At 65.5% G+C, this 21,883-nt stretch carries 23 protein-coding genes and 1 tRNA gene; 11 read left to right on the top strand and 13 right to left on the bottom strand.

All coding sequences use genetic code 11. The features are described from left to right. The first annotated feature begins 4 nt into the window (after nucleotides 1-4). Nucleotides 5-1,717: a phosphoenolpyruvate--protein phosphotransferase gene (gene ptsP / locus AC4D2W_RS14060; protein WP_490927549.1), complete on the top strand. Its 1,713-nt coding sequence runs from the start codon at nucleotides 5-7 to the stop codon at nucleotides 1,715-1,717. Nucleotides 1,718-1,767: 50 nt separating this feature from the next. Next, complete coding sequence (locus AC4D2W_RS14055) at nucleotides 1,768-2,046, top strand: HPr family phosphocarrier protein (protein WP_490927548.1); 279 nt, start codon at nucleotides 1,768-1,770, stop codon at nucleotides 2,044-2,046. Between the two features lie 160 nt (nucleotides 2,047-2,206). Here the strand turns inward: AC4D2W_RS14055 and AC4D2W_RS14050 are convergent, their stop codons facing one another. The 4 genes from AC4D2W_RS14050 to AC4D2W_RS14035 form a co-directional block, all read right to left on the bottom strand. Then, nucleotides 2,207-2,821, bottom strand: coding sequence for a hypothetical protein (locus AC4D2W_RS14050; protein WP_490927547.1), 615 nt, complete (start codon nucleotides 2,819-2,821; stop codon nucleotides 2,207-2,209). A 116-nt stretch (nucleotides 2,822-2,937) separates the two neighbouring features. Continuing rightward, nucleotides 2,938-3,540 (bottom strand): hypothetical protein, encoded by a 603-nt coding sequence (locus AC4D2W_RS14045; RefSeq protein ID WP_490927546.1) that lies wholly within the window; start codon nucleotides 3,538-3,540, stop codon nucleotides 2,938-2,940. A gap of 286 nt (nucleotides 3,541-3,826) precedes the next feature. Further along, the gene (locus tag AC4D2W_RS14040) at nucleotides 3,827-4,141 is read right to left on the bottom strand and encodes a GNAT family N-acetyltransferase (protein WP_490927545.1); all 315 of its coding nucleotides are present in this window, start codon (nucleotides 4,139-4,141) and stop codon (nucleotides 3,827-3,829) included. 46 nt (nucleotides 4,142-4,187) lie between these two features. After that, nucleotides 4,188-4,784, bottom strand: a complete 597-nt coding sequence (locus AC4D2W_RS14035) for a hypothetical protein (protein ID WP_490927544.1) — start codon at nucleotides 4,782-4,784, stop codon at nucleotides 4,188-4,190. Nucleotides 4,785-4,994: 210 nt separating this feature from the next. On the opposite strand from AC4D2W_RS14035, the gene AC4D2W_RS14030 reads away from it, so the two are divergent. Both AC4D2W_RS14030 and AC4D2W_RS14025 read left to right on the top strand, forming a co-directional pair. Next, complete coding sequence (locus AC4D2W_RS14030; RefSeq protein ID WP_490927543.1) at nucleotides 4,995-6,080, top strand: iron-containing redox enzyme family protein; 1,086 nt, start codon at nucleotides 4,995-4,997, stop codon at nucleotides 6,078-6,080. Continuing rightward, nucleotides 6,077-6,397, top strand: a complete 321-nt coding sequence (locus tag AC4D2W_RS14025) for a CDGSH iron-sulfur domain-containing protein (RefSeq protein WP_490927542.1) — start codon at nucleotides 6,077-6,079, stop codon at nucleotides 6,395-6,397. Before AC4D2W_RS14030 ends, AC4D2W_RS14025 begins: the two co-directional genes overlap by 4 nt. 74 nt (nucleotides 6,398-6,471) lie before the next feature. On the opposite strand, the gene AC4D2W_RS14020 is transcribed toward AC4D2W_RS14025, so the two are convergent. Beyond that, nucleotides 6,472-6,544, bottom strand: a tRNA-Lys gene (locus AC4D2W_RS14020). A gap of 215 nt (nucleotides 6,545-6,759) precedes the next feature. Between AC4D2W_RS14020 and AC4D2W_RS14015 the strand changes: the two genes are divergently transcribed. The 3 genes from AC4D2W_RS14015 (at nucleotide 6,760) to AC4D2W_RS14005 (ending at nucleotide 9,272) form a co-directional block, all read left to right on the top strand. Further along, nucleotides 6,760-7,404, top strand: a complete 645-nt coding sequence (locus AC4D2W_RS14015) for a hypothetical protein (protein ID WP_490927541.1) — start codon at nucleotides 6,760-6,762, stop codon at nucleotides 7,402-7,404. A 236-nt stretch (nucleotides 7,405-7,640) separates the two neighbouring features. After that, entirely contained in the window at nucleotides 7,641-8,258 is a 618-nt protein-coding gene (locus tag AC4D2W_RS14010) for a DUF47 domain-containing protein (RefSeq protein ID WP_490927540.1), read from the top strand. Beyond that, complete coding sequence (locus AC4D2W_RS14005) at nucleotides 8,259-9,272, top strand: inorganic phosphate transporter (RefSeq protein WP_490927539.1); 1,014 nt, start codon at nucleotides 8,259-8,261, stop codon at nucleotides 9,270-9,272. It begins immediately after the preceding gene. A gap of 66 nt (nucleotides 9,273-9,338) precedes the next feature. Here AC4D2W_RS14005 and pstB read toward each other — a convergent pair whose 3' ends face one another. The 4 genes from pstB to pstS all read right to left on the bottom strand — a co-directional run bounded on the left by pstB (nucleotide 9,339) and on the right by pstS (nucleotide 13,492). Continuing rightward, entirely contained in the window at nucleotides 9,339-10,118 is a 780-nt protein-coding gene (pstB, locus tag AC4D2W_RS14000) for a phosphate ABC transporter ATP-binding protein PstB (protein ID WP_490927538.1), read from the bottom strand. Nucleotides 10,119-10,186: 68 nt separating this feature from the next. Continuing rightward, nucleotides 10,187-11,290, bottom strand: a complete 1,104-nt coding sequence (gene pstA, locus AC4D2W_RS13995; protein WP_490927537.1) for a phosphate ABC transporter permease PstA — start codon at nucleotides 11,288-11,290, stop codon at nucleotides 10,187-10,189. Continuing rightward, nucleotides 11,290-12,222: a phosphate ABC transporter permease subunit PstC gene (gene pstC / locus AC4D2W_RS13990; RefSeq protein ID WP_490927536.1), complete on the bottom strand. Its 933-nt coding sequence runs from the start codon at nucleotides 12,220-12,222 to the stop codon at nucleotides 11,290-11,292. The genes pstA and pstC overlap by 1 nt, the downstream gene beginning before the upstream one ends. Nucleotides 12,223-12,370: 148 nt before the next feature. Then, nucleotides 12,371-13,492: a phosphate ABC transporter substrate-binding protein PstS gene (gene pstS / locus AC4D2W_RS13985; protein WP_490927535.1), complete on the bottom strand. Its 1,122-nt coding sequence runs from the start codon at nucleotides 13,490-13,492 to the stop codon at nucleotides 12,371-12,373. Nucleotides 13,493-13,736: 244 nt separating this feature from the next. On the opposite strand from pstS, the gene AC4D2W_RS13980 reads away from it, so the two are divergent. From AC4D2W_RS13980 to disA, 3 genes are all read left to right on the top strand, one after another. Further along, complete coding sequence (locus tag AC4D2W_RS13980) at nucleotides 13,737-14,867, top strand: FUSC family protein (RefSeq protein ID WP_490927534.1); 1,131 nt, start codon at nucleotides 13,737-13,739, stop codon at nucleotides 14,865-14,867. 54 nt (nucleotides 14,868-14,921) lie between these two features. Further along, nucleotides 14,922-16,289, top strand: a complete 1,368-nt coding sequence (radA, locus tag AC4D2W_RS13975) for a DNA repair protein RadA (RefSeq protein ID WP_400929853.1) — start codon at nucleotides 14,922-14,924, stop codon at nucleotides 16,287-16,289. Nucleotides 16,290-16,431: 142 nt separating this feature from the next. After that, entirely contained in the window at nucleotides 16,432-17,508 is a 1,077-nt protein-coding gene (gene disA, locus AC4D2W_RS13970; RefSeq protein WP_400929856.1) for a DNA integrity scanning diadenylate cyclase DisA, read from the top strand. Between the two features lie 154 nt (nucleotides 17,509-17,662). On the opposite strand, the gene AC4D2W_RS13965 is transcribed toward disA, so the two are convergent. Continuing rightward, nucleotides 17,663-18,355 (bottom strand): hypothetical protein, encoded by a 693-nt coding sequence (locus AC4D2W_RS13965; RefSeq protein ID WP_490927533.1) that lies wholly within the window; start codon nucleotides 18,353-18,355, stop codon nucleotides 17,663-17,665. Between the two features lie 87 nt (nucleotides 18,356-18,442). Here AC4D2W_RS13965 and AC4D2W_RS13960 point away from each other — a divergent pair, with 87 nt between their 5' ends. After that, nucleotides 18,443-19,396, top strand: coding sequence for an HhH-GPD family protein (locus AC4D2W_RS13960; protein ID WP_490927532.1), 954 nt, complete (start codon nucleotides 18,443-18,445; stop codon nucleotides 19,394-19,396). A gap of 23 nt (nucleotides 19,397-19,419) precedes the next feature. On the opposite strand, the gene dhaM is transcribed toward AC4D2W_RS13960, so the two are convergent. Genes dhaM through dhaK form a run of 3 tightly spaced genes read right to left on the bottom strand, consistent with a single transcriptional unit; the run spans nucleotide 19,420 to nucleotide 21,808 of the window. Beyond that, entirely contained in the window at nucleotides 19,420-20,169 is a 750-nt protein-coding gene (gene dhaM / locus AC4D2W_RS13955) for a dihydroxyacetone kinase phosphoryl donor subunit DhaM (protein WP_490927531.1), read from the bottom strand. Beyond that, nucleotides 20,166-20,807 carry a dihydroxyacetone kinase subunit DhaL gene (dhaL, locus tag AC4D2W_RS13950; protein WP_490927530.1) on the bottom strand — a complete coding sequence of 214 codons (642 nt, stop codon included), beginning with the start codon at nucleotides 20,805-20,807 and terminating at the stop codon, nucleotides 20,166-20,168. The genes dhaM and dhaL overlap by 4 nt, the downstream gene beginning before the upstream one ends. A 2-nt stretch (nucleotides 20,808-20,809) precedes the next feature. Continuing rightward, a complete protein-coding gene (gene dhaK, locus AC4D2W_RS13945; RefSeq protein ID WP_490927529.1) occupies nucleotides 20,810-21,808 on the bottom strand; it encodes a dihydroxyacetone kinase subunit DhaK in 999 nt (332 codons plus the stop codon). Nucleotides 21,809-21,883: the final 75 nt, after the last annotated feature.

Below are 21,883 nucleotides of genomic sequence, written 5' to 3'. Positions count from 1 at the left end.
ACTGATGCGGACCATCAAGGGAATCGGAGTCAGCGCCGGGCGGGTCCTGGGCCCCTCACTGCGGATGCCGCCGCCGGTGCCCGAGCCCGCCGCTGACGCCGCCTTTGGCGCGGAAAGCACGGTGGACGGCGAGAAGGCCCGACTGAAGGACGCAGCGGAGGAAGTCCGTGCAGATCTGCGCCACCGTGCCGAGACCGCGAGCGGGGATGCCAAGGCAGTACTGGATGCAACGGCCATGATGGCCACCGACCCCATGCTGCTCAAGGCGGCCGGAAAGCACATCAATGCCGGCATGGCCGCGGACCGGGCGGTCTGGGAGGCCGGCCTGGAGGTTGCCGCCATGCTGCAGAGCCTTGGCGGTTATATGGCTGAACGGACCCAGGATGTCCTCGATGTCCGGGCTCGCATCGTAGCCCAGCTCGACGGATTGCCCGCGCCGGGAATCCCGGCTTCCGACGTGCCGTTCATCCTGGCTGCCGAGGAACTGGCGCCCGCGGACACAGCCACCCTGGACCCGGGCAAAGTGATCGGCCTGGTCACTTCCGGCGGCGGGCCGCAGTCCCACACGGCCATTCTGGCCCGATCCCTCGGCCTGCCCGCCGTCGTTGGCGCCGTGGGCTCTGAATCCATTAGCGACGGCGCTGAAGTTTATCTTGACGGTGCTGCCGGCACGGTCGTGGTGGACCCCGGATCCACGGAACGGGAAGCGGCACAGAAGTACGCCTCCCGCGGTTCGCTGCCGGCTTTCGGAGGCACGGGTACGACGTCGGACGGTTACCGGGTTCCACTGCTCGCCAATGTTGGCTCCGGCAAGGACGCCCGTGCGGCCGCGGAGGCCGGAGCCGAAGGCATCGGCCTGCTGCGCACCGAATTCTGTTTCCTCGGACGCGATTCCGAACCCACCATGGAGGAACAGGTTGCCGCTTACGGGGCCGTGTTTGAGGCGTTCCCCGGGCGGAAAGTGGTGGTTCGCACCCTGGATGCCGGGGCGGACAAGCCGCTGCCCTTCCTGACGGATACAACCGAACCCAATCCCGCCCTCGGCGTTCGCGGATACCGCACCGATCGTTCCTCCCCGGGCGTGCTCGGCCGCCAGCTGGAGGCGATTGCGGCCGCCGCCGGCGCCCATGAGGCCGATGTGTGGGTCATGGCCCCCATGATTTCAACCGCTGAGGAAGCCGCCGATTTTGCCGTCAAGTGCACGGGCGCCGGGCTGGCAATCCCCGGGGTGATGATTGAGGTCCCCGCAGCTGCGGTCCTGGCGCAGGCAATCCTGTCAAAGGTTCGCTTCGCTTCCCTGGGAACCAATGACCTCACGCAGTACACCATGGCCGCCGACCGTCAGCTGGGCTCTCTGGCTTCACTGAACGACCCCTGGCAGCCGGCAGTCCTGCAATTGATCAAGCGGACCGTTGACGGTGCCCGGGCCGCCGAAGCCGCAGCGGAGCCGGGTGCATCGGCATCCGCACCCAAGAACGTGGGCGTGTGCGGCGAGTCGGCCGCAGACCCTGCCCTCGCCGTCGTGCTGGCCGGGATGGGAGTGAACACCCTGTCCATGACGCCCCGCGCGCTCGCGACGGTGGGTGCAGTTCTGGCCTCCGTGAGCCTTGCCGAAGCGCAGGACCTGGCAGCGCTCGCCCTGGAAGCCGCCACCGCAGCGGAGGCACGGACAGCGGTCCGCAGCCGTCTCACCATCCTCGAGGAGCTGGGCCTGTGACCCGGCTCCCCCACACCTCAGCATCCTGAGTACAACCGGAAGGAATCACCATGCCAGAACGCAAAGCGACAATTGCCAGCCGAGTAGGCCTGCACGCACGCCCCGCCTCGATCTTTGCGGAGGCTGCAGCCGAACAACCGGTGGACGTCACGATTGCCATGGAGGGGGAACCCGCTGATGAGGCCATGGATGCCTCCAGCATGCTCTCTCTGATGAGCCTCGGCGCCTCCAACGGCGACGTGGTGGTGCTTCGCGCTGACGGCGACGGCGCCGACGAAGCCCTCGATGCCCTGGTTAAGATCCTTGAAACGGACCTCGACGCGCAATAGCCGCGGCGTCCTGCGGATGGAGGCGGACACAGCGAAGCCAGCGGAGGTAATCCGCTGGCTTCGGTCGTAACGTCACGCTGACCCCCCACAGGCAGCGGATGTTACATAATCATTATTCTGACACAGGATGATGAAATTGTGAACGAGCGATGCCAATTCTTTATCTGACGCCGTAGACCTGGGCCAGTGAACCGGATTGCGGCACTCTTTTAGCGACCCGTTTGGAGTTCCAGATAAGCGCCAGTCCGATTGAAAAGGCGATGACTGCGGAATAAGGAAGCATCCGGTCCCAAAGCACGAACCGCATATCCCAAAGAGAAGCCGTCAGCACTGTGTGGACCACGATCGCAATGCAGCCCAAAGACATCAGGCCGGCACTGATGCGGATATCCGCCCTGCGCTGCCGGTCCGCGGAACACAGAACCAGGGCCGGGGCCAGGCAGGCGGCCACGTAGGCCTGGTAGACCCGCGAGGTGTCACCGTAGGCACCCACCGTGGCCTGATCCCAGTAGGCCCGCAGAGCCGGAGATGACTCCGGCAGGTCGCTCGCCGCAAAGAGCACCGCCACCGCTGCTGACACCAGGCCCAGGACGGCCAGGCCGCAAGGGCCGGCAATCAGCCGCTGGGCCCGCGGTGCATTGAAGGCACCGGCAAGTTTGGACCCCGTGATCAGAAGAACGGCAAAAACGCTGTATCTAATGACCAAATTCGCAACATTGGCGCCGCCAAGAACAGAATCCACCGCAAGGTAAATGGGGCCAATACTCAGCGCCATGGCTAAGGCAAGAAGAACCAGGGCGCAAAACATTCCCCGGTTCTCACCCCTGACGGCGGCTGGAAACCGCAACAGTGCAAAAAAGATGCTTAGCCCAAAGGCGACCAACTGCAATGTCATCCCAATAGCTCCAATAGCGCCGAGTTGTCCTTTTCATCAGATTCAAGCTTCTTAAGCACTTTCCCCAGGGTGTCCAGCCGGTCCCGGGCCAGAAGCACCAGGTCCGCATCCGACAGGTCCGCAAGGGCCCGCTCGCGGCCCCCCAGCGGCCATCCGCATTCGTCAGGAGTCAGCAGCCCCGTGGCAACCAGTCCGCCGGTCAGCGAAACGCCCGCCAGCCGGGCCGCTTCAACAGCTAATTCAGGGGCGAGCCGTCCGGCCGTGAGCTGCGCGGACAGGTTTTGCGGCGCCACGCCGCTCTTGGCACTGAGCCGATGCCGCAGATCCCCTTGATCCACGGCGTCGAACCAGGCACGGACGGAGTTGCGGTGCGGGAAGGTGCACAAGCCCGGGGCGTCGGTCTTCCCGGAGTCGGCATCCAGGCTTCGCATCACCAGGAGCTGGAGGATGCAGACATAGGAGACCTGACTGATCAGTTCCCGGGCGGAGGGCGGGCGGGAGCCTGCCTGGAGATCGCGGTATTCATCGAAGTAGGAGAGCGCGGCCACCGGATCCTGGTCACATGCCCTCGCCACGCTGACAACGGTGCTCTCAGGCACCTTTCCACGCACCAGCTGCTGCGCCAGGGTTGACCGTTTGATGCCGGCCAAGCGGCATAGATCAGCAGTTGACTCGCGCGGGGCCGCCAGGGAGCGCCACCTTTGAAAAGCTTTGGCGGACACAGCCAACGGCGGCTCCCCCCAATTGGTTTTATCCGGACGGTTGCCACTATACTATTTCCACTGGCTCCCCCTTCTGCGTTCCCCCCATATGCAGAGCGGGGAGCCAGCTCCAATTTAAGGGTCAGCTCCAATTCAGCAACCGGCCGGAATATTGCCGGGGCGTTTAGCGCGTCTCCTGCGGCCAGGATACGTGGTGGCTCAGTTCCCGGTGCTTGCCGAGGTAAAACGCCGCGTAGGAACAGTACGGCTTGATCCGCCGTCCGGACGCAATAATGTCTTCCGCCGCAAACTTCACCAGCATCGATGAATATCCCTGGTGCCGGAACTGTTCCAAGACCACCGTGTGGGTCAGGGCCACCGAGTCCGTTCCTTCCTCGTACTCCGCCGTGCCGGCCAACTCACCGCCCACGCGGAGCTCGTATCGGTTGTGGTCACGATTGTGGGAGACCTCAATGTCATCCCTGCTGTTCCCGGTCATGCCCCGAGCCTGACATTGAAGCCGCGTTTCGTCCAGACCGAAGCAATTACGCGGCCCGGCCTCCGCCCGCCGAGTTTTCCGCGTCCTCCCAGGCCTCTTCCAGTCCGGCGACGGCGGATTCGTAGTCCGCCATCTCCTTCTCGTTCAGGTCTGCGGACTCCTCCCCGTGAGGGCGCAAGGCCGCAGCGGTTTTCATGGCACGCATCAGGGCTTTGCTTTCCACCCGGTCCACGTTCCCTATCCCCGGCTTCTCCAGGGCCTTCCAGGCGTCCAGCTCATAGGAACTCCAGCTCACCAGCACTGAGTCGTGCCTGCGCGTGGCGGCAGCAATCCGGCGCCGCCGATCCTCCCGCTTCCGGGCGGTCACACGCCGCCGCTGGCGGACCCGGATCCACCAAAGGGCTCCTGCTGCACCAACCATGGAGGCCAGCCCAACCCACGGCCCGCTTTGGGGACTTCCGGCAACCGCCCAGACGATGGCCAGCAGGGCCGTGAGGAGGCCTGTCAGTCCAACCCAGAAGAGTTTTTCACCGTCTCCGCGCTCCAGTGCCGCGTCCACCCTGGCAGCAGTGACAATCAGGGCTGCAGCCAGCAATATCAGAGCAGGAACCAGCGCGGTTGTTCCTGCTTCCACCAGCGGCATGGGTTTCCCTCTTTCCGCGTTGCCTTCTCGCCTTCCCTCCATCTCACGCCGGATAGACGAAAAGGTCAATGTCTTCGGGCCGACGCCGCCGGCATCCCCGGCCCCCCAATTGAGGTCCGGGCAGAGGTACCAAGTATGCTGATGTCCTTGATTCATCGTCCCGCCGCCGGCTTCCGCCCGGCCCCCTCCACCGGAGTACAAAGGATAAGAATGAGAATCCCCGCACCGCGCGGACCTGTCAGTGCCGCCCTCTTTGAGCTGCTCACCGCTCCTGTTGCTCCGGACGCATCCGCGCTTGCCGCAGCCACCGAGGCCGCGTGCCTTGCCGCCGCCGAGACTGCGGATATCCTGCGCGACGAAGACCTCCAGCTGGCCCTCTTCTGCCTGTACGAACTGCACTACAGCGGATTGGAGTCGGTGCCCGACGCGCTGGAATGGCATCCGGGACTCGTGGGCCTTCGGCTGAACCTGGAGGAGGCTTTTGAGGCTGCCCTGCGGCGGGTTGTTCCCGTGCCTGCGCTTCCGCAGCCCACGTCCGAGGCAGTTGCCGCTGCGCTGTTCCGGATGGCCGCCGACGACGACGGACCCAGCGTTTCGCGCTACGTCGCCTCCAAGGCAACCCGCGAACAGCTGCAGGAGTTCCTGATCCTGCGCTCCGTTTATCAGCTGAAGGAGGCCGATCCCCACAGCTGGGCCATTCCCCGGCTGCCGGTGGGCCGGGCCAAGGCTGCCCTGATTGAGATCCAGGCCGACGAGTACGGCGGAGGCCGGCCCGAGCGCATGCACTCCCATCTTTTTGGGGTGACCATGAAGGGCCTGGACCTGGAAACCGAGTACGGCTGGTACCTGGACTTTGTGCCCGCGCTGACGCTGGCTTCCTCCAACGCCATGTCCCTGTTCGGTTTGAACCGGCGGCTGCGCGGCGCCATTGCCGGACATCTGGCTGCCTTTGAGATGACCTCCTCCATCCCCAATTCCTTCTATGCCCGTGGATTCCGCCGGCTGGGCTTTGACGACATCGTCACCTATTACTTTGACGAGCATGTGGAGGCCGACGCCGTGCATGAACAGATAGCCGCGCGCGACCTCGCCGGCGGACTCGTGGAGTCGGAGCCGGACCTTTTGGGCGATGTGATGTTCGGTGCGGCCACAGTACTGACGCTGGACGCGATGATGGGCGGCGACCAGTTGACGGCCTGGCAGGATGACCGCAGCGCCCTCCGGCAGGCGGTTTCTGCGGGTACTGCAGCAACGGCTCTGGAGGGTGCTGCCCTGGCTGCGGGGGTTACTCCGTGACCGGCGGCGCTGAGCCGCCGCAGTGCCGGGGATGCCCGGCAGCGGATGACGCAGAGCCGGTATCAACGGCATCGGAAGAACGCCCCGCAGCGTCAGTTGTCGCCTACCCCAACGGCCCGCTGCTGGTGCGCGGGGACTTCGAAATAGTCACTCCGGACGGTGAGCTCATTCCCCGCGACCGGGAAACGGTGGCCCTGTGCCGGTGCGGCGGTTCCGCCATCAAGCCCTATTGCGACGGCACCCACAAACTGATGAAATTCGACACCACCCGGCGCAGGCCGGTGCCTCCCGCCGTCGTCGACGGAACAGGTTCCTGAAACCCACAGCGAGACAAAAACCAGACCAAAAAGAGAAGCACCCCGGTCCGAAGACCGGGGTGCTTCTTTGAAGGTGGGCCCTGTGGGGCTCGAACCCACGACCCACGGATTAAAAGTCCGATGCTCTACCAACTGAGCTAAAGGCCCCCCGCCGTTCCGGGACGGCCGTTTTTGCCGGAGATTTCCCCTGCAGAAGAGCCGTCGACGAATCGACTTCTTCACTTTATCGCACGGGGGACGCATCTCACGAAACAAGGGTGCCGGTCTTTGCTGTTTCTTTGCGGCAATACCCGTAATGACCCGCCGGGCAGCAGCCGCCGCTGTCCTCGACGCCCGTTCCTGCAGCGGAGTATTCTCAGATTATGAGTGAGTCCAATGAAATGCCCCCGCGGCATCACAAGCCCAAGCTGTACGCTCCGCTGGACTTCGCCAACTTCCCCGGAGGCGCGGATCCGGCCCGAGTATCCGAAGCGGCCCACCTGGCCGCCCAAGCGCTGGTCCATCACGGCCGGGAAAGTTCGGATCCCGAGATCACCCGCCGGCTGGTGAAGCTCGCGGACCGGCAGGGCCTGGAATCCATCGCTGAAATGTGGGCGGAAAGCCCGGCCCGCTCCCTTCCGGGAGCCCTCTGGCGCCTTTATGCCCTCCGTTCCGCCGCTCAGCAGGATCCGGAGCGCGTGGCGGCCTACTACGCCGCCGGCAAGGACGTGGCCCAGGTGTCCAAGGTGGTCGCCGGAGTTGCCGAGCCGCTTGGCGCCGAGGAAGTCAAAGCCATGGCAGACACCATCCTCTCCGGAGCCTTCGAAGGAGAGTTTGATGTGGCACTGGAGCGCTTCGCCGCATTCTGCCGGGTGGTGGCCCTGGGCCAGACCCACCACGCCGACGCTGTGGAGGCCAGCAGCGCCGAGTCAGCCACGCATCTGACCCGCAGCGCACGCCGGCTGGTCAGGACGGCCGAGGACCTGGAACATTCAGCGGCAGCGTGGCGCCGGGGGGAACTGGATTAGCAGCCCGCCGGAGCTCATGTTGACATCCTCGGCGAAGAGTAGAAAACTGAAATTGGTGTCGGACTGCGGAACCCCCGGGCTTCAACTTAGAGCCGCTTCGAGCGGCCTTCCGCCGAGAGGCGCTCCCGGTCCGGCACCGCTTTTGTGTCCTCCTGCACAGCCGATAATCTTAGGCTCGTGACCTATTCAGTGCAGGGCCCCAACAGTTCCGCCCCGCAATTCCGGTGGATGCGCCCGTGAGGCTGCGGCTCTTTCCCCAGGAAAATGCCGGGCTTGAACTCCTTTCCCGGATGGCAAGCGTAGTGGTGCGCGGCTCGGGCACCCTCTCCGAGGTGTTAGGCGCTGAACCGGGCGACTATGAGCGTCTTGCAGAGCGCATGCATCAGCTGGATGCCGAATCGACAGACCTGCATTTTGCACTCATGACGCAGATGCGGTCCAGTTTCATCAATCCCCTCCCCCGCGAGGACCTCTACGGACTCTCCCTCACGCTGATGTCGGCGATGGAGAACCTGGACGCAGCGGCTGAAGTCACCTTCCTGTACCGCCTGACCGGCATTTCCGGACGGGCCGCCGAGCAGCTGGAAGTCATTGGCAGGCAGGCAGAGCTGACGGTGGGCGCCATGCGCCGCCTCGCTTCGCTGGAGGACCTGGATGAGTACTGGATTGAAATGCTCAGGCTGGCCAAGCGTTCCGAGCGCACGCACCGGATTTGGATGTCCGAGCTGCTGCGCGACCACAAGCCCCTCACCTACGCACGGCACCGCGACCTTGCCGATCAGCTGGCCGGCACCACTGCTGCCCTGCGCAGCTGCGCGACCGCGGTGGGCGGCATCCTGGTCCGGGAATCCTAGGTGGAGCCGGTACTGCTGGCCGCCGTCGTCCTCTTCGCCGGGGCATATGCCTTCATCAACGGCTTCCACGACGTCTCCAACTCAGTGGCCACGTCCGTGCGCACCCGGGCACTGACGCCGACCGTCGCCGTCGTTCTCGCATCCATTTTCAACCTGACCGGAGCCCTGCTGAGCACGGCCCTGGCCCTGGTGCTCGCTGACCGGTTCATCCAGCTGCCCGAAGGAACTTCGGGCCTCGGGATCCTGATTGCGGGCCTGCTCGCTGCGTGCGGCTGGGGACTGTGGACCTGGTGGCGGCGCATGCCCTCCTCCTCCACCCACGCCCTCGTGGGCGGCATCGTCGGCTCCGGTGCAGCATCTACATTGGTGGGCGGGCCAAACATCGCCGAGTCCTACCAGTTGCTTCTGGGTCAGATCGTCCTGCCGCTGCTGCTCTCCCCCGCCATTGCCTTCGCGCTGGCCTACCTGCTGGTCTTTCCCACCACCTGGCTGATGCGCTACAGCGCGCCTCGGCGCGGAGACGCCGGAAACCGGATTGCCCAGTCAGTGTTCACCTCGGCATTTTCCCTGGGCCACGGAATGCAGGACGGCCAGCGGACCATGGCAGTCATCGTCCTGGGCCTGGCGGCCGCCGGCTACTCCGCTCAGGACGGCGGCATACCCCTCTGGGTTCAGGTCTTCTCCGGCGCCGCGCTGGCCGTGGGCAGCCTGTACGGGGGCTGGCGCATCAGCCACACCCTGGGCAGCCGGTTGGTGCGGATTGATCCGCTGCGCGGCATGAGCGCGACGGCGGCCAGTTCCTCCCTGCTGTTCATGGGCGCCCTGTGGCTGCAGATCCCACTGTCCAGCACGCAGACCATGACCTCGGCCATTGTGGGCGCCGGCGTCAACCAGCGCTTCTCCACCCTGCGGTTCATTCCGCTGCGGGAAATCCTGGTCACCTGGCTTACCACGGCTCCGGTCACCGCGCTGCTGGGCGGCATCCTCTTCCTGGCGCTGAGCCCGCTGCTCTGACTGCCCGGCGCTCCCGGCGGTCCGGGCGTTCGGGAGTTCCCGGGTTCCCGGGTTCCCGGAGCGCGGTTATCCGAAGCGCCCGGAAACGTAATCCTCAGTGGCCTTCTGGGACGGGTTGCTGAAGATGACCGGAGTATCCGCATACTCGATCAGCTTTCCGGGCTTTCCGGTACCGGCAATGTTGAAGAACGCCGTCTTGTCCGAAACCCGTGCCGCCTGCTGCATGTTGTGGGTCACGATCACCACGGTGTAGTCGCTCTTGAGTTCCTCAATCAGATCCTCGATCGCGAGGGTGGAGATGGGGTCAAGCGCGGAACAGGGTTCGTCCATGAGGATCACCTCGGGTGACACCGCAATGGCACGGGCAATGCACAGCCGCTGCTGCTGGCCGCCCGAAAGGCCCGAGCCGGGCTTGTCCAGGCGGTCCCGGACTTCCTTCCACAGGTTGGCGCCGGTGAGGGACTTCTCCACCAGGGCGTCGGCGTCGGACTTGGAAATGCGCTTGTTGTTCAGCTTCACCCCGGCCAGCACGTTGTCCCGGATGGACATGGTGGGGAACGGGTTGGGGCGCTGGAAGACCATGCCGATGTGGCTGCGCACGGTGACGGGATCCACGCCGGGTCCGTAGAGGTTCTCGCCGTCCAGCAGGACTTCGCCCTCCACCCGGGCTCCGGGCAGGACTTCGTGCATCCGGTTCAGCGTCCGCAGGAAGGTGGACTTTCCGCAGCCGGAGGGACCGATGAAGGCCGTAACGGAGCGGGCCTCAATGTTGATGTTGACGTTTTCTACGGCCAGGAAGTCGCCGTAGTAGACGTTGAGGTCCTTGACGTCGATTCGCTTGGACATGTGGTTCCTTTGGTTGGGGAGTTTCGGGGCTGCAGGCGGCGTTGTCCTGCGGCGGAGGGGTGGGCCGGTCAGCGTCCGGTCTTCGGGGCGAACAGGCGGGCAATCAGGCGGGCGCCCAGGTTCAGCAGCATCACCATGATGATCAGCAGCAGCGCCGCGGCCCAGGCCCGCTGGGTGCTCGGGTCGGTGTTGGTGGGCGAGGTGGGGCTCATCAGCTGCCGGTAAATGTACGTGGGCAGCGTGGTCATCCAGCCGGCAAACACATTCGTGTTGATGGTGTTCACGAAGCCTGCGGTAACCAGCAGCGGCGCCGTCTCGCCGATCACGCGGGCAATGGCCAGGGTGACGCCGGAGGCAATGCCGGAGATCGCCGTCGGCACCACCACCTTGAGGATGGTGCGCCACTTTCGCACGCCCAGCGCGTAGGCGGCTTCACGGAGTTCGTTCGGCACGATTTTAAGCATTTCCTCGGTGGAGCGCACCACCACGGGGATCATCAGGACCGAGAGGGCGACGGCGGCCACAAAGCCGGTGCGCACCCCCGGTCCAAAGACGAGGCCGAAGAAGGCGGCGGCAAAGAGGCCGGCAACGATGGACGGAATACCGGTCATGACGTCCACGAAGAACGTGATGGCCCGCGACAGCGGTCCGCCGTGGCTGTATTCGACCAGGTAGACGGCGGTGAGCAGGCCGATTGGCACTGAAATAAGGGTGGCCCACAGTGTGATCAGCAGGGTGCCCACAATGCCGTGGTACGCCCCGCCCAGCACCGGGCCGCCGGTTTGCGCGCTGTTGTTGTCCACGGCGCCCGTCATGCCGCCCATGGAAGTGAACAGGAAATCCGGGCTTAGGCCGGGAAGTCCCTTGGCCAGGACCGTGTAGATCACCGAGACCAGGGGAACCAGCGCGAGGAGGAAGGCACCGTAGACCAGGTACATGGCCAGGCGGTCCACTGCCCGCCGCCGGCCTTCCACGACGCCGGTGAGGACGGTGGCCGCAAGCACGAAAACCAGCGCGGTGAAAATGGTGAAGCTGGCGATGCCGAAGCCGGTCAGGGCGGAGAGGGCCGCACCCAGGATCAGTGCCGCACCCAGGACCACCCACACCGCGTAGCGCGGGAGGCGGTTCTTCGTCAGTGTGGCCGGTTGGCGGCTGAGGGTTTGTGTCTGCATCAGTTGGCTCCGGAGAATTCTTTATGGCGGCTGATGATCCAGCGCGCAATCACGTTCACGGCCAGGGTGATCAGGAACAGCACCAGACCCGCTGCAATCAGCTCCGACAGGCGCAAGCCGTAAGCTTCGGGGAAGTTCAGGGCGATTTCCGCGGCGATGGTCTGGTTCCCCGGCCGGATCAGGCTGGCAATCAGCCCGCCGGAGGAAAGAACCAGGGCCACGGCCATCGTCTCGCCCAGGGCCCGGCCCAGGCCCAGCATGATGGCGCTGATGACACCCGGACGGGCGAAGGGGAAGACTGCCATCCGGATCATTTCCCAGCGGGTGGCACCCATCGCCAGGGCGGCTTCCTCATGCAGCTTTGGCGTCTGCAGGAAGATCTCCCGGGTCAGGGACGTGATGATCGGCAGCACCATAACGGACAGGACAATTCCCGCCGTCAGCATGGTCTTGCCGGTCTGGCTGGCGGGGCCGGAAAAAATCGGAATCCAGCCGGCGTACTCGGCGAGCCAGGTGTACGGACCCACCAGGGCCGGCGCGAGCACCATCATGCCCCAGGCGCCGTAGACCACCGACGGAATGGCGGCCAGCAGGTCAACAAGGTAGCCCAGGCCCTGGGCCATTCGCCGGGGCGCGTAATGCGAAATGAATAGTGCGACGCCGATTCCCACCGGGGTGGCGATCAGCAGGGCTATGGCTGCGGCGATGACGGTGCCGATGACCAGCGGCCAGATGTAGGTGAAGAAACCCTCGCCTCCGCTGATCTCCGCGGAGCCTGCAGTGAACGTGGGCAGGGCCTGCCAGAGCAGGAACACCGCCACGGAAAACAGGACAAGCAGGATGAGGCAGCCGGCCAGGAGCGTAATTCCGGAGAAAACTTTGTCCCCTGCACGGCCCGCGCCGCCGGTGCCTTCTATGGACTTGCTGGACACTGCACAACCCTTCGGTTCTTCACTGGCAACTACATAAACACTTTACTGACCTGTAATACCGGACCCTGCGGGGTGCGCCGGTCCGCGTGCGGTTCCCGTTTCACTGTCCCATGACCGCCGGGAACTGCGAACCCACGCACCCCCGCAACTACTTTGCGACGGTGATACCGGCCAGTGCGTCCTTTGCCTTTGTGCGCAGGGTCTCAGAGAGGGGTGCGTTTCCGGCCGCCTCCGCCGCGGCTGCCTGGCCTTCTTCGCTGACCACGTAGCTGCCGAAGGCCCGCACCAGATCAACGGTTTCCTGGTCTTCATAGGTGGTGCAGTAAATGTGGTAGCTCACCAGCACCACCGGGTAGACACCGGCTTCCTCGGTGTCACGGTTCAGCTTCATGGCCATATCCCCGGCCGGGCGGCCTGCACCGGTGACCGGTGAGGAGGTTTCCACGGCCTTGGAAGCGGCTTCTGCGCTGATAGGTACATACGTGTCCCCCACCAGGACGCTGGCCTCGCCGAGATCTCCCGCTGCGGAGGCGTCGGCATACGTGATGGCTCCTTCCGTGGAGGAGACCAGCGAGATGACACCGCCGGTGCCGGAGGCATTCTCGCCGTTGCCGATCGCCGCCGGCCAGTCACCCGACGCTTTGTCCGTCCAGACCTCCGGCGCTGCGGCAGCGAGGTACTCGGTGAAGTTCTTGGTGGTTCCGGACTCGTCGCCGCGGTGCACGGCAGTGATCGGGGTTGAGGGCAGGTCCACGCCGGTGTTTGCGGCAGCGATGGCCGGGTCATTCCAGGTGGTGATCTCGCCGCGGAAGATTTTCGCGATGGTGGCCGCGTCCAGGTTCAGCTCGGAAATTCCCGCCAGGTTGAACGCCACGGCAATCGGAGACACATACACGGGCAGGTGCAGGGCTCCGTCCGGGCCGCACTTTTCGACGGCTGCTGCCGCTTCTTCGTCGTCGAGATAGGCGTCAGAGCCCGCGAACTGGACACCCCCGGCCAGCAGGGCCTTGCGTCCGGCTCCGGATCCATCCGGGGAATACTGCACCGACGCCTTGGGGTTGGCGGCCGCGAAATCTGCAATCCAGGCCTGCATGGCCGAGTCCTGGGAGGAAGCCCCCGAACCGGAGAGCGTTCCCGTCAGCGTGCTCTCCGACGCCGAGGGCGCACTGCCTTCGGCCGGAGCGGTTGCGCTGTCGCTGCCGCAGGCCGATAAGGCGAGCGCGGCAACCGACAACAGAGCGGCTGAACGGATAATACGAGTTACCGACACGTCTTGCCCCTTTCAAGGGCTCGATTTGCATGGAGCAGGCGCACCGGCACACGCTTCCGGTTCACCGGGACGTCTTGGCGTCCTTCATTGATCGTGGACCGGGAAGGTTAACGAAAGGTGAACGGTGCCAAGCGGCGGAGAAAACTTATCCGCAACCGCCACGGGGCGAGGGCAAACGGGCTTGCGCAGCGTCACACTGGCCCTTCGGATGGAGGGGCGGGGCGGGCGGCCCTAGACTAATGGCATGCCCGCACGCGACCGCCTTGCCCAAAGCCGGGGATTTGTGCGGAACCGTGTCCTCGTGGGGCTCCGGCGCAGCCGGGATTCCATCTACCCCGCCCTGCAGATGACGGTCTGCGCCGTGGGCGCCTACGGCTTTGCCGAATACATCCTCGGGCATCAGGGCCCGCTTTTCGCCGCCACTGCCGCCCTGATCTCACTGGGGTTTTCGCGGGAACCGCGGACCCGCCGGGTCTTGGAGGTGGGCATCGGCTGCACCCTGGGCATCACCATTGGTGAACTGCTGCTGCATGTGCTGGGCACCGGCCTGTGGCAGGCCGCCGTCGTGCTCTTCATCTCCGTGATGCTGGCCCGGTTCCTGGACCGCGGCGTCATCTTCACCACCCAGCTCGGTCTGCAGTCGCTGCTGGTGGTCCTGCTTCCGGCACCCGAGGGCGGGGCCTTCACCCGCAGCCTCGACGCGATTGTGGGCGGGACGTTTGCCCTTCTGATCACCATGCTGGCTCCGCGGGACCCCCGGAGGGAGCCCAAATCCAACGTCCGGGACCTCTTGCACGAGCTCTCCGCCGTCCTGCGCCAATGCGCCGATGCCTTGGCCAAAAGTGATTCCACCCTGGCCTGGCACGCGCTGGTCCGTGCCCGCAATACCCAGCCGCAGCTTGATTCGCTGACCCGCAGTGTGCGGGACGCGCGCGAGGTTGCCCGCATCTCCCCGGCCTACCGCCGCCATCTGGCCGAGCTGGGTGACCTGCGCGGATCCATCGGTTATCTGGACCTCGCCGTGCGCAACAGCCGGGTTTTTGCCCGCCGCACAACATCGGTGATTAACCACGCGGCACTGGATGACACTGCCATTGAGCGAGTGTCTGAGGCAGTGAACGACACCGCCGACGCCGTGGACATCCTTGCCCGCGCCCTGGCCGGCGCGGAGTCCGCAGGTACCCGGGAAAAGCACCTGCGCCAGGCCCGCAACGAGCTGGCCCTGGTGGGCGCCCAGCTTAATCCCGAACAACTGGGCATCACGGACATTCAGGGGGACGCCCTGGTGATGCTGTTCCGGCCCCTGGTGGTTGACCTGCTCGAGTCCACCGGCCTCAGCCACGAGGAAGCGGTGAGCTACCTCTCCCAGGTCTGACCCCCCGGTCTACAGCGGGCCGGGAGTGTCAGTGCGGCGGGATAGCCTGTTTTTATGGCCACCAAGACTACCCGTGCAAAAACCGCCAACTACCGCTGCGCCGAGTGCGGCTGGACCACGGCCAAATGGGTGGGCCGCTGCGGCGAGTGCCAGGCCTGGGGGACAGTGGAGGAAGCGGGCGAGGTGCTGGCCCGCACCACGGCCGCTGCCACGGTGGCGCGTCCTGCCCAGCGCATCGCCGACGTCGATGCCACCACGGCGGCTTACCAGCCCACCGGCGTCAATGAGCTGGACCGCGTCCTGGGCGGCGGCCTGGTTCCGGGGGCCGTCATCCTGCTCGCCGGCGAACCCGGCGTCGGCAAGTCCACCCTGCTGCTGGACGTGGCCGCCAAGGTCGCAAACCTCGGGCGGAACGTCCTGTATGTCACCGGCGAGGAATCCACTGCGCAGGTGAAACTGCGCGCAGAGCGCATCGGAGCGGTGTCCGACTTCCTGTACCTCGGCGCGGAAACCGACCTTGGCCAGGCCCTGGGCCAGGTGGAGCAGGTTGAACCCGGCCTGCTGATTGTCGACTCGGTGCAAACGCTGAGCAGCACGGCTGTGGACGGAAGCGCCGGCGGGGTCAGCCAGGTGCGGGAGGTAGCCGCGTCCCTCATCAACGCCGCCAAAACCCGGAACATGACCACGCTGCTGGTGGGACATGTCACCAAGGACGGGTCCATCGCCGGCCCGCGGCTGCTGGAACACCTCGTGGATGTGGTGTGCCAGTTTGACGGCGACCGCCATTCCCGGCTGCGGCTGCTGCGGGCGGTGAAGAACCGTTACGGCCCCACGGACGAGGTGGGTTGCTTTGACCTGACCGAAGACGGGATCGAGGGCCTCGCGGACCCGTCCGGGCTGTTCGTTTCGCGGACCAAGGAACCGGTCTCCGGCACCTGCATCACCGTGACGCTGGAAGGGAAAAGGCCACTGGTCGCCGAGGTCCAGGCACTGCTGGCCGAAACCAGCAACTCGCAGGCCCGCCGCGCCACCAGCGGGCTGGATTCATCCCGTGTTGCCATGCTCCTGGCGGTGCTGCAGCAGCGCGCGTCCATGAACCTGGCCAAGGATGACAGCTATGTGGCCACGGTGGGCGGGGTCAAGCTCAGCGAACCTGCAACGGATTTGGCCGTGGCGCTGGCCGTGGCCTCCGCCAAAATGAACAAGCCCCTGCCCGCCCAGCTCATAGCCTTTGGCGAGGTTGGCCTGGCCGGAGAGGTTCGACCGATTCCCGGCATTGCCCGGCGGATCCAAGAAGCTGAACGCCTCGGTTTCACCCATGCGGTGGTGCCGGCCTCCCCCAACGGTCCGGTGGCGGTTCCTGCCGGGTTCAAGGTCCGGGAAGTGTCCACCCTCACGGAGGCCCTGGAACTGTTGTTCTAGATCCTTGCGTGCGGCGCCACGCGGCCGGGCCCGGAGGGCACAAAAGTGGCCATTGTCCCCTGCAGGACCACTACTATAGGGAAGTGTCTGTGCATTGTCCGCCCAGAACGTTCGTGGGCCCGACGGCCGGAAGGAAGTGACCATGGCGCGCACACCCGAAGATGCACTGAAGGCCACTTTGGCGCGGGTAGCACCCGGAACAGATCTGCGCGATGGCTTGGAACGCATCCTGCGCGGCCGCACCGGCGCCCTGATCGTTTTGGGGTTTGACCGCACCGTTGATTCCATCTGCTCCGGCGGCTTCGATATCGGCATTGACTTTTCCCCAACGCGGCTTCGTGAACTGGCCAAAATGGACGGCGCGATTGTTTGCGACAAGGATGCCAAGTCCATTCTCCGGGCGGCGGTCCAGCTGGTTCCCGACCACAAAATCGAGACGCATGAATCCGGCACCCGGCACCGTACCGCGGAGCGCGTGGCCATTGAAACCGGTTTTCCGGTCATCTCGGTCAGCCAGTCCATGCAGATCATCCAGCTGTACGTAGGCGGACTGCGCCACGTCCTGGAAGGGTCCGAGCCCGTGCTGGCGCGGGCCAATCAGGCACTGGCCACCCTGGAGCGCTACCGCGCCCGGCTGGACCAGGTCACCAACTCCCTCTCCGCCCTGGAAATCGAAGCGATGGTCACTGTCCGTGATGTGGCTGTCACCCTGCAGCGCCAGGAAATGGTCCGCCGGATTTCCGAGGAAATCTCCCAGTACGTCCTGGAACTCGGCGTGGACGGCCGCCTGCTCTCACTGCAGCTCGAAGAACTCACCGCCGGACTGGGCCCGGGCAGCGAGATGATCGTCCGGGACTACGCAGATTTGCAGGACGGCAGCCAGCGGCCCGAGGAACAGGTGGCCACGCTGCAGAACCTCAGCTCCTCCGACATGGTCGACCTGAGCAAGATCGCCGCCGTCGTGGGCTTCCAGCCCGGCCAGGACTCCCTCGAAGCTGTGGTCCAGCCGCGCGGCTACCGCTTGCTCAGCAACATCAAGTCCGTGCCGCCGGCCGTCTCCAACCGTCTCGTGGACCACTTTGGCGGGCTGCAGAACCTGATGGCCGCCAACATTGAAGACCTGATGACGGTGGACGGCATTGGTGAACAGCGGGCGCGGACGGTGCGCGAAGGCCTTTCCCGCATTGCGGAGACCAGCCTTCTTGACCGGTTTATGTAACTGAAGGCTTTGTCTAACTGCCCGGGTTGTCTATCTGCCCGGGTTATCCAGCTGACGGGCGGGTAGCCCGAGGCTCTATCCGGCTGTCGGCAGCGCACTGCCCCATACTGCCGCAGTCAGCCACCGGCAGCGCAGAGCGGCTCCCGGGAAGCGGCTATTCCAGCTCGAAGGTGGTTCGTTCGCTGCTGATCTCGCCCAGGCGTGCCGTAAACGCGTAGGTTCCCGGACCGGGCTTGCTGGACACATCCGTGCAGCCCTCGGTTGACCGCTGGCGGTCCCAGGTGAACTTGGCCGTTTCCACGCTGTTGGGCTTTACCGTCTTCAGCAGGTCCTCGCCGCGCTGCTGGCAATCTGCCGAGGAGAAAATCCGGTCAGGACCGCTGGTGACAATGAATTCCATCTGGCTGGTTCCCAGGTTGACCTGGCACGGCTCGGTTCCGGTGTTGGTAACAGTCAGGGTCAGCACGGGGCTGACCTGCGACGAGTAGCTCAGCGCGTCCGTGGTGGCGCTGACGCCCACGGATGCAGCCGGGCACAGTGCTGCCGCGGAGGCCGTTTCCGTCGGTTTCGCCGACTTTGAAGGCGTTGCTGCAGGAGCCGGGGTCGCCGCCGGCGTTTTTTCGGCACCGGGATCAGTGCTGGCAGGTACGGGGGCAGCAGACTCTGTGCCGGTGGTGTCCGAGGCAACGGCGTCGTCCCCCCGCAGCGCATTCACCACGGTGACGATGCCCGTGACAATGCCAATGACAACCAGCAGCGCAAGTACTCCGGCGACGATTCTGCGGCGCCGGTAAACAGCCGGACTAGGGCGTCCGGGTGCCTGATGTGATGATCCATTCCCAACCATGCCTTAAGGCTAGGTAACCGGCTCCGGATTACCTGCCGCACCACGCCGGTTAGTAGAGTATTGGTGGTCATAACCGAGGGAGATTGCATGGAACCGGGCCTGCAGACGGCACCGCAGCTGCATACGGAGATCATTAGCTGGTTCACCGCCAATGCACGCGATCTTCCCTGGCGGCGCCGGGAGTGCACTCCCTGGGGTGTTTTCGTCAGTGAAATCATGTTGCAGCAGACGCCGGTGGTCCGGGTTCTCCCGGTATGGGAACAGTGGATGCAGCGCTGGCCCACCCCTGCCGCGCTGGCTGCAGAGGCCAGCGGAGAGGCGGTCCGTGCTTGGGGTCGACTGGGGTATCCCCGCCGGGCCCTGCGGCTTCACGCCGCAGCTTCGGCCATGACAGAACGCTTTGCCGGCGCGGTTCCGGATACCCATGCTGAACTCCTGACCCTGCCCGGCGTCGGCAATTACACCGCAGCCGCCGTCGCCGCCTTTGCTTTCGGCCGCCGGGAAGCGGTGGTGGACACCAATATTCGCCGGGTCCATGCCCGCGCGCTCGCCGGCAAGGCCCTCCCCTCGCCGGCGCTCACCGCTGCAGAGATGCGGCTGGCCGTTGAGCTGCTGCCCGCCGATGAGACCGCATCAGTTGCCTGGAACGCCTCCGTCATGGAACTCGGCGCCCTGGTCTGCACGGCAAGGTCTCCCAAGTGCGAAGTCTGCCCCGTGCGCCGGCACTGCGCCTGGGTGGCCGCCGGACAGCCCGCTCCGGAACACGTGCCCAAGGGGCAGGCGTGGGCCGGCACGGACCGCCAGGTGCGCGGCGCCGTCATGGCCGTGTTGCGCTCAGCCCGCAGCCCGGTGCTTCGGAGCCTGCTGCTGGGTCCGGTGGATCTGGCGGCGGCCGAAGCGGACGCGGACCCCGATCTGGCGGCACTGGCGAAGCTCCACGCACTGCAGGCTCCCGCAGCGCAGCTGGAACGCGCAGTTGCCGGTCTCCTGGCGGACAAGCTCGCCGAAGAGATCGACGGCGGCCTCCAGCTTCCCGCCTGACCCGGCAGGACCTGCGCGAGCGGCTAAATCTCCCCGAAACCGTTGCGCACTTCCAGGGCCATGATGTCCACCGCGCGGGCGGCGTCGGGACCGCGTGCGGTCAGGGTCAGGGTTTGACCCTGGCCCAGGCCCAGCGTCATCAGCATCATCACGGACTTAGCGTCCACGCCGTTGATGCGGACTTCGGCGTCCAGATCGGACATTGCCTGCGCGACGGCGGCGGCCGGGCGCGCGTGCAGGCCCGCCGGGTTGATGAGCTCCCAGGAGCCGGTGTGGACCCCCGCATCGGCGGGATCCAGGTCATCCTCCATCGCATCGGCTTCGTCGGATGCATCCGTCGTCTGCACGCCGGGTGCGTTTGCGGTGCTGTTCGCGGCTCCCGCGGACGGTGGAAGGTGTCCGGCAGCCTCAGCTTCCTGAAGGACGGCCATGAGGGCCCTGCCGCTCTGTGCAGCCACGGCGGCTGCCACTGTCCCCTCCACCAGAGGTGCATCCGCGAGCCGGACGCGGGCGCGCTGGTCGTCGTCGAGGAATTCCACTGCCGTTTCAGCGGTCATCACGGCGGACCCAAGGTCGGCCAGCAACAGGACGCCTTCGCCTGTGTCCGCGGCGGCAATTGCAGTCTGAATCTTCTCCAGGCTGGTGCCAATACCGCCGTCATCGGTGCCGCCGGCCGGTTCAAGCCTCACATCCCGCGCCATCTGTGCCGCCAGCTCACGGACACCCTCCGCCAGCTTGGCGCTGTGGGAAACAATCACCAGTCCAACACTCATGCGTCCTCTTCCGCCGTTTCCGCCGCTGCCTGCAGGATCAGCACAGTGGATGCGGCGCCCGGATCCAGGTGCCCGGCACTGCGTTCTCCGAGGTAGCTGGCCCGTCCTTTGCGGGCAATGAGCGGTTCCGTCCCGGTTAGTCCTGCATCAGCAGCATTGGCGGCGGCTGCCAGCACTTCCTTAGGTCCGGCGTGGGCATCCGCGGCTGTCCCGGCCGCCTCAACTGCAGGGGTCCAGGCGTCCACCATGGTCTTGTCTCCGGGCTCCGCTTTACCCCGGGCCACAATGCCGTCCCGTGCTGCCGTCAGGACGGCGACGACGGCGGCGGGGTCAAGTTCAGTGGCCGATCCCGCGGCGGTGGAGGCCCGCAGGAAGGCTGTCCCGTACAGCGGACCGGCCGCCCCGCCCACTTTTGACATCAGGGTCATTGCGGCCAGTTTCAGGACTTGGCCCGGAGTTTCCGGAATTCCGTCCGCCTCCAGCTTCTCCACCACCGCAGAGAAGCCCCGGTCCATGTTTTCTCCGTGGTCCGCATCGCCTATGTCCCGGTCAAGATTGATCAGGCGCTGCCGGTTTTCCGCCATCGCAGCGGCGCTGGCCCGCATCCAATCTGCTGCCCACTGCGCATCAAGTGCCATGGTCAAACCCCCCACCGCATGGCCGGAGTATTCACCGGCGAGTCCCAAAGTTCCATCATTTCCTCATCCAGCCGCAGCACCGTCACGGAAGCTCCCTGCATGTCCAGGGCCGTGATGTAGTTGCCCACCAGCGATCGTTCAACGCGGATGCCGCGCTCGGCCAGCACTTCCGCTGCGCGGCGGTACACGATGTAAAGCTCGCTGAGCGGAGTGCCGCCCATGCCGTTGACGAAGAGGAGCACCGGTTCGCCCTCCAGTGCGCCCAGATCCTGCAGGACGGGTTCCAGCAGCTGGTCCGTGATGGTGTCCGCTTCTGCCATGGGCATCCGCCGCCGTCCGGGTTCGCCGTGGATTCCGACCCCCAGCTCGATTTCATTGTCCTCGAGGGTAAAGCTGGGCTCACCGGCGTGGGGAACCGTGCACGGTGCCAGCGCCACTCCCATGGACCGGACGTTCGCATTGACGCGTTCGGCCACTGCGGTCACCTGCTCCAGGGAATCGCCCCGCTCAGCTGCGCCGCCGGCGATCCGTTCCACCAGCACGGTTCCCGCCACCCCGCGGCGGCCTGCCGTGTACAGCGAGTCTTCCACCGCGACGTCGTCGTTCACCACCACAGTGGCTACCGTGACGCCCTCCGCCTGCGCGAGTTCCGCAGCGGTTTCAAAGTTCAGGATGTCCCCGGTGTAATTCTTCACGATCAGCAGGACCCCGGCTCCGGTATCCGTTTCCGTGATGGCCGGGAGAATTTGGTCCGGCGTGGGTGAGGTGAACACCGCGCCGGGCACCGCGGCGTCCAGCATGCCCCGGCCCACGTAACCGCTGTGCAGGGGTTCATGGCCGCTGCCCCCGCCGGAGACCAGGGACACCTTGCCCTGAGACGGTTCCCGGCGCAGAACGAGGTCCGGATCCTGATGCACCCGGACCAGATGGGGATGAGCCAGTCCGAATCCGGCGAGGGATTCGGAGACGACTCTGCGCGGATCATTGATCAGCTTCTTCATTCGTGAGCAGCTCCTTCGGCGCAGCGCCCGTGCGGTGCAGCGCACCGGCCCGGGTCAGACATGGATCAGGGCATG

Source organism: Arthrobacter sp. TJ-58 (genome assembly GCF_058269295.1).
This window is presented reverse-complemented; position numbering and strand designations above follow the sequence as displayed.

Excerpts from the sequence above, each read along its gene's own strand:
- ptsP (WP_490927549.1), top strand. The coding sequence starts at position 5 with ATGCGGACCATCAAGGGAATCGGAGTCAGCGCCGGGCGGGTCCTGGGC.
- AC4D2W_RS14055 (WP_490927548.1), top strand. The coding sequence starts at position 1,768 with ATGCCAGAACGCAAAGCGACAATTGCCAGCCGAGTAGGCCTGCACGCA.
- AC4D2W_RS14050 (WP_490927547.1), bottom strand. The coding sequence starts at position 2,821 with ATGGCGCTGAGTATTGGCCCCATTTACCTTGCGGTGGATTCTGTTCTT.
- AC4D2W_RS14040 (WP_490927545.1), bottom strand. The coding sequence starts at position 4,141 with ATGACCGGGAACAGCAGGGATGACATTGAGGTCTCCCACAATCGTGAC.
- AC4D2W_RS14035 (WP_490927544.1), bottom strand. The coding sequence starts at position 4,784 with ATGCCGCTGGTGGAAGCAGGAACAACCGCGCTGGTTCCTGCTCTGATA.
- AC4D2W_RS14030 (WP_490927543.1), top strand. The coding sequence starts at position 4,995 with ATGAGAATCCCCGCACCGCGCGGACCTGTCAGTGCCGCCCTCTTTGAG.
- AC4D2W_RS14015 (WP_490927541.1), top strand. The coding sequence starts at position 6,760 with ATGAGTGAGTCCAATGAAATGCCCCCGCGGCATCACAAGCCCAAGCTG.
- pstB (WP_490927538.1), bottom strand. The coding sequence starts at position 10,118 with ATGTCCAAGCGAATCGACGTCAAGGACCTCAACGTCTACTACGGCGAC.
- pstA (WP_490927537.1), bottom strand. The coding sequence starts at position 11,290 with ATGCAGACACAAACCCTCAGCCGCCAACCGGCCACACTGACGAAGAAC.
- AC4D2W_RS13980 (WP_490927534.1), top strand. The coding sequence starts at position 13,737 with ATGCCCGCACGCGACCGCCTTGCCCAAAGCCGGGGATTTGTGCGGAAC.
- radA (WP_400929853.1), top strand. The coding sequence starts at position 14,922 with ATGGCCACCAAGACTACCCGTGCAAAAACCGCCAACTACCGCTGCGCC.
- disA (WP_400929856.1), top strand. The coding sequence starts at position 16,432 with ATGGCGCGCACACCCGAAGATGCACTGAAGGCCACTTTGGCGCGGGTA.
- AC4D2W_RS13965 (WP_490927533.1), bottom strand. The coding sequence starts at position 18,355 with ATGGTTGGGAATGGATCATCACATCAGGCACCCGGACGCCCTAGTCCG.
- AC4D2W_RS13960 (WP_490927532.1), top strand. The coding sequence starts at position 18,443 with ATGGAACCGGGCCTGCAGACGGCACCGCAGCTGCATACGGAGATCATT.
- dhaM (WP_490927531.1), bottom strand. The coding sequence starts at position 20,169 with ATGAGTGTTGGACTGGTGATTGTTTCCCACAGCGCCAAGCTGGCGGAG.
- dhaL (WP_490927530.1), bottom strand. The coding sequence starts at position 20,807 with ATGGCACTTGATGCGCAGTGGGCAGCAGATTGGATGCGGGCCAGCGCC.
- dhaK (WP_490927529.1), bottom strand. The coding sequence starts at position 21,808 with ATGAAGAAGCTGATCAATGATCCGCGCAGAGTCGTCTCCGAATCCCTC.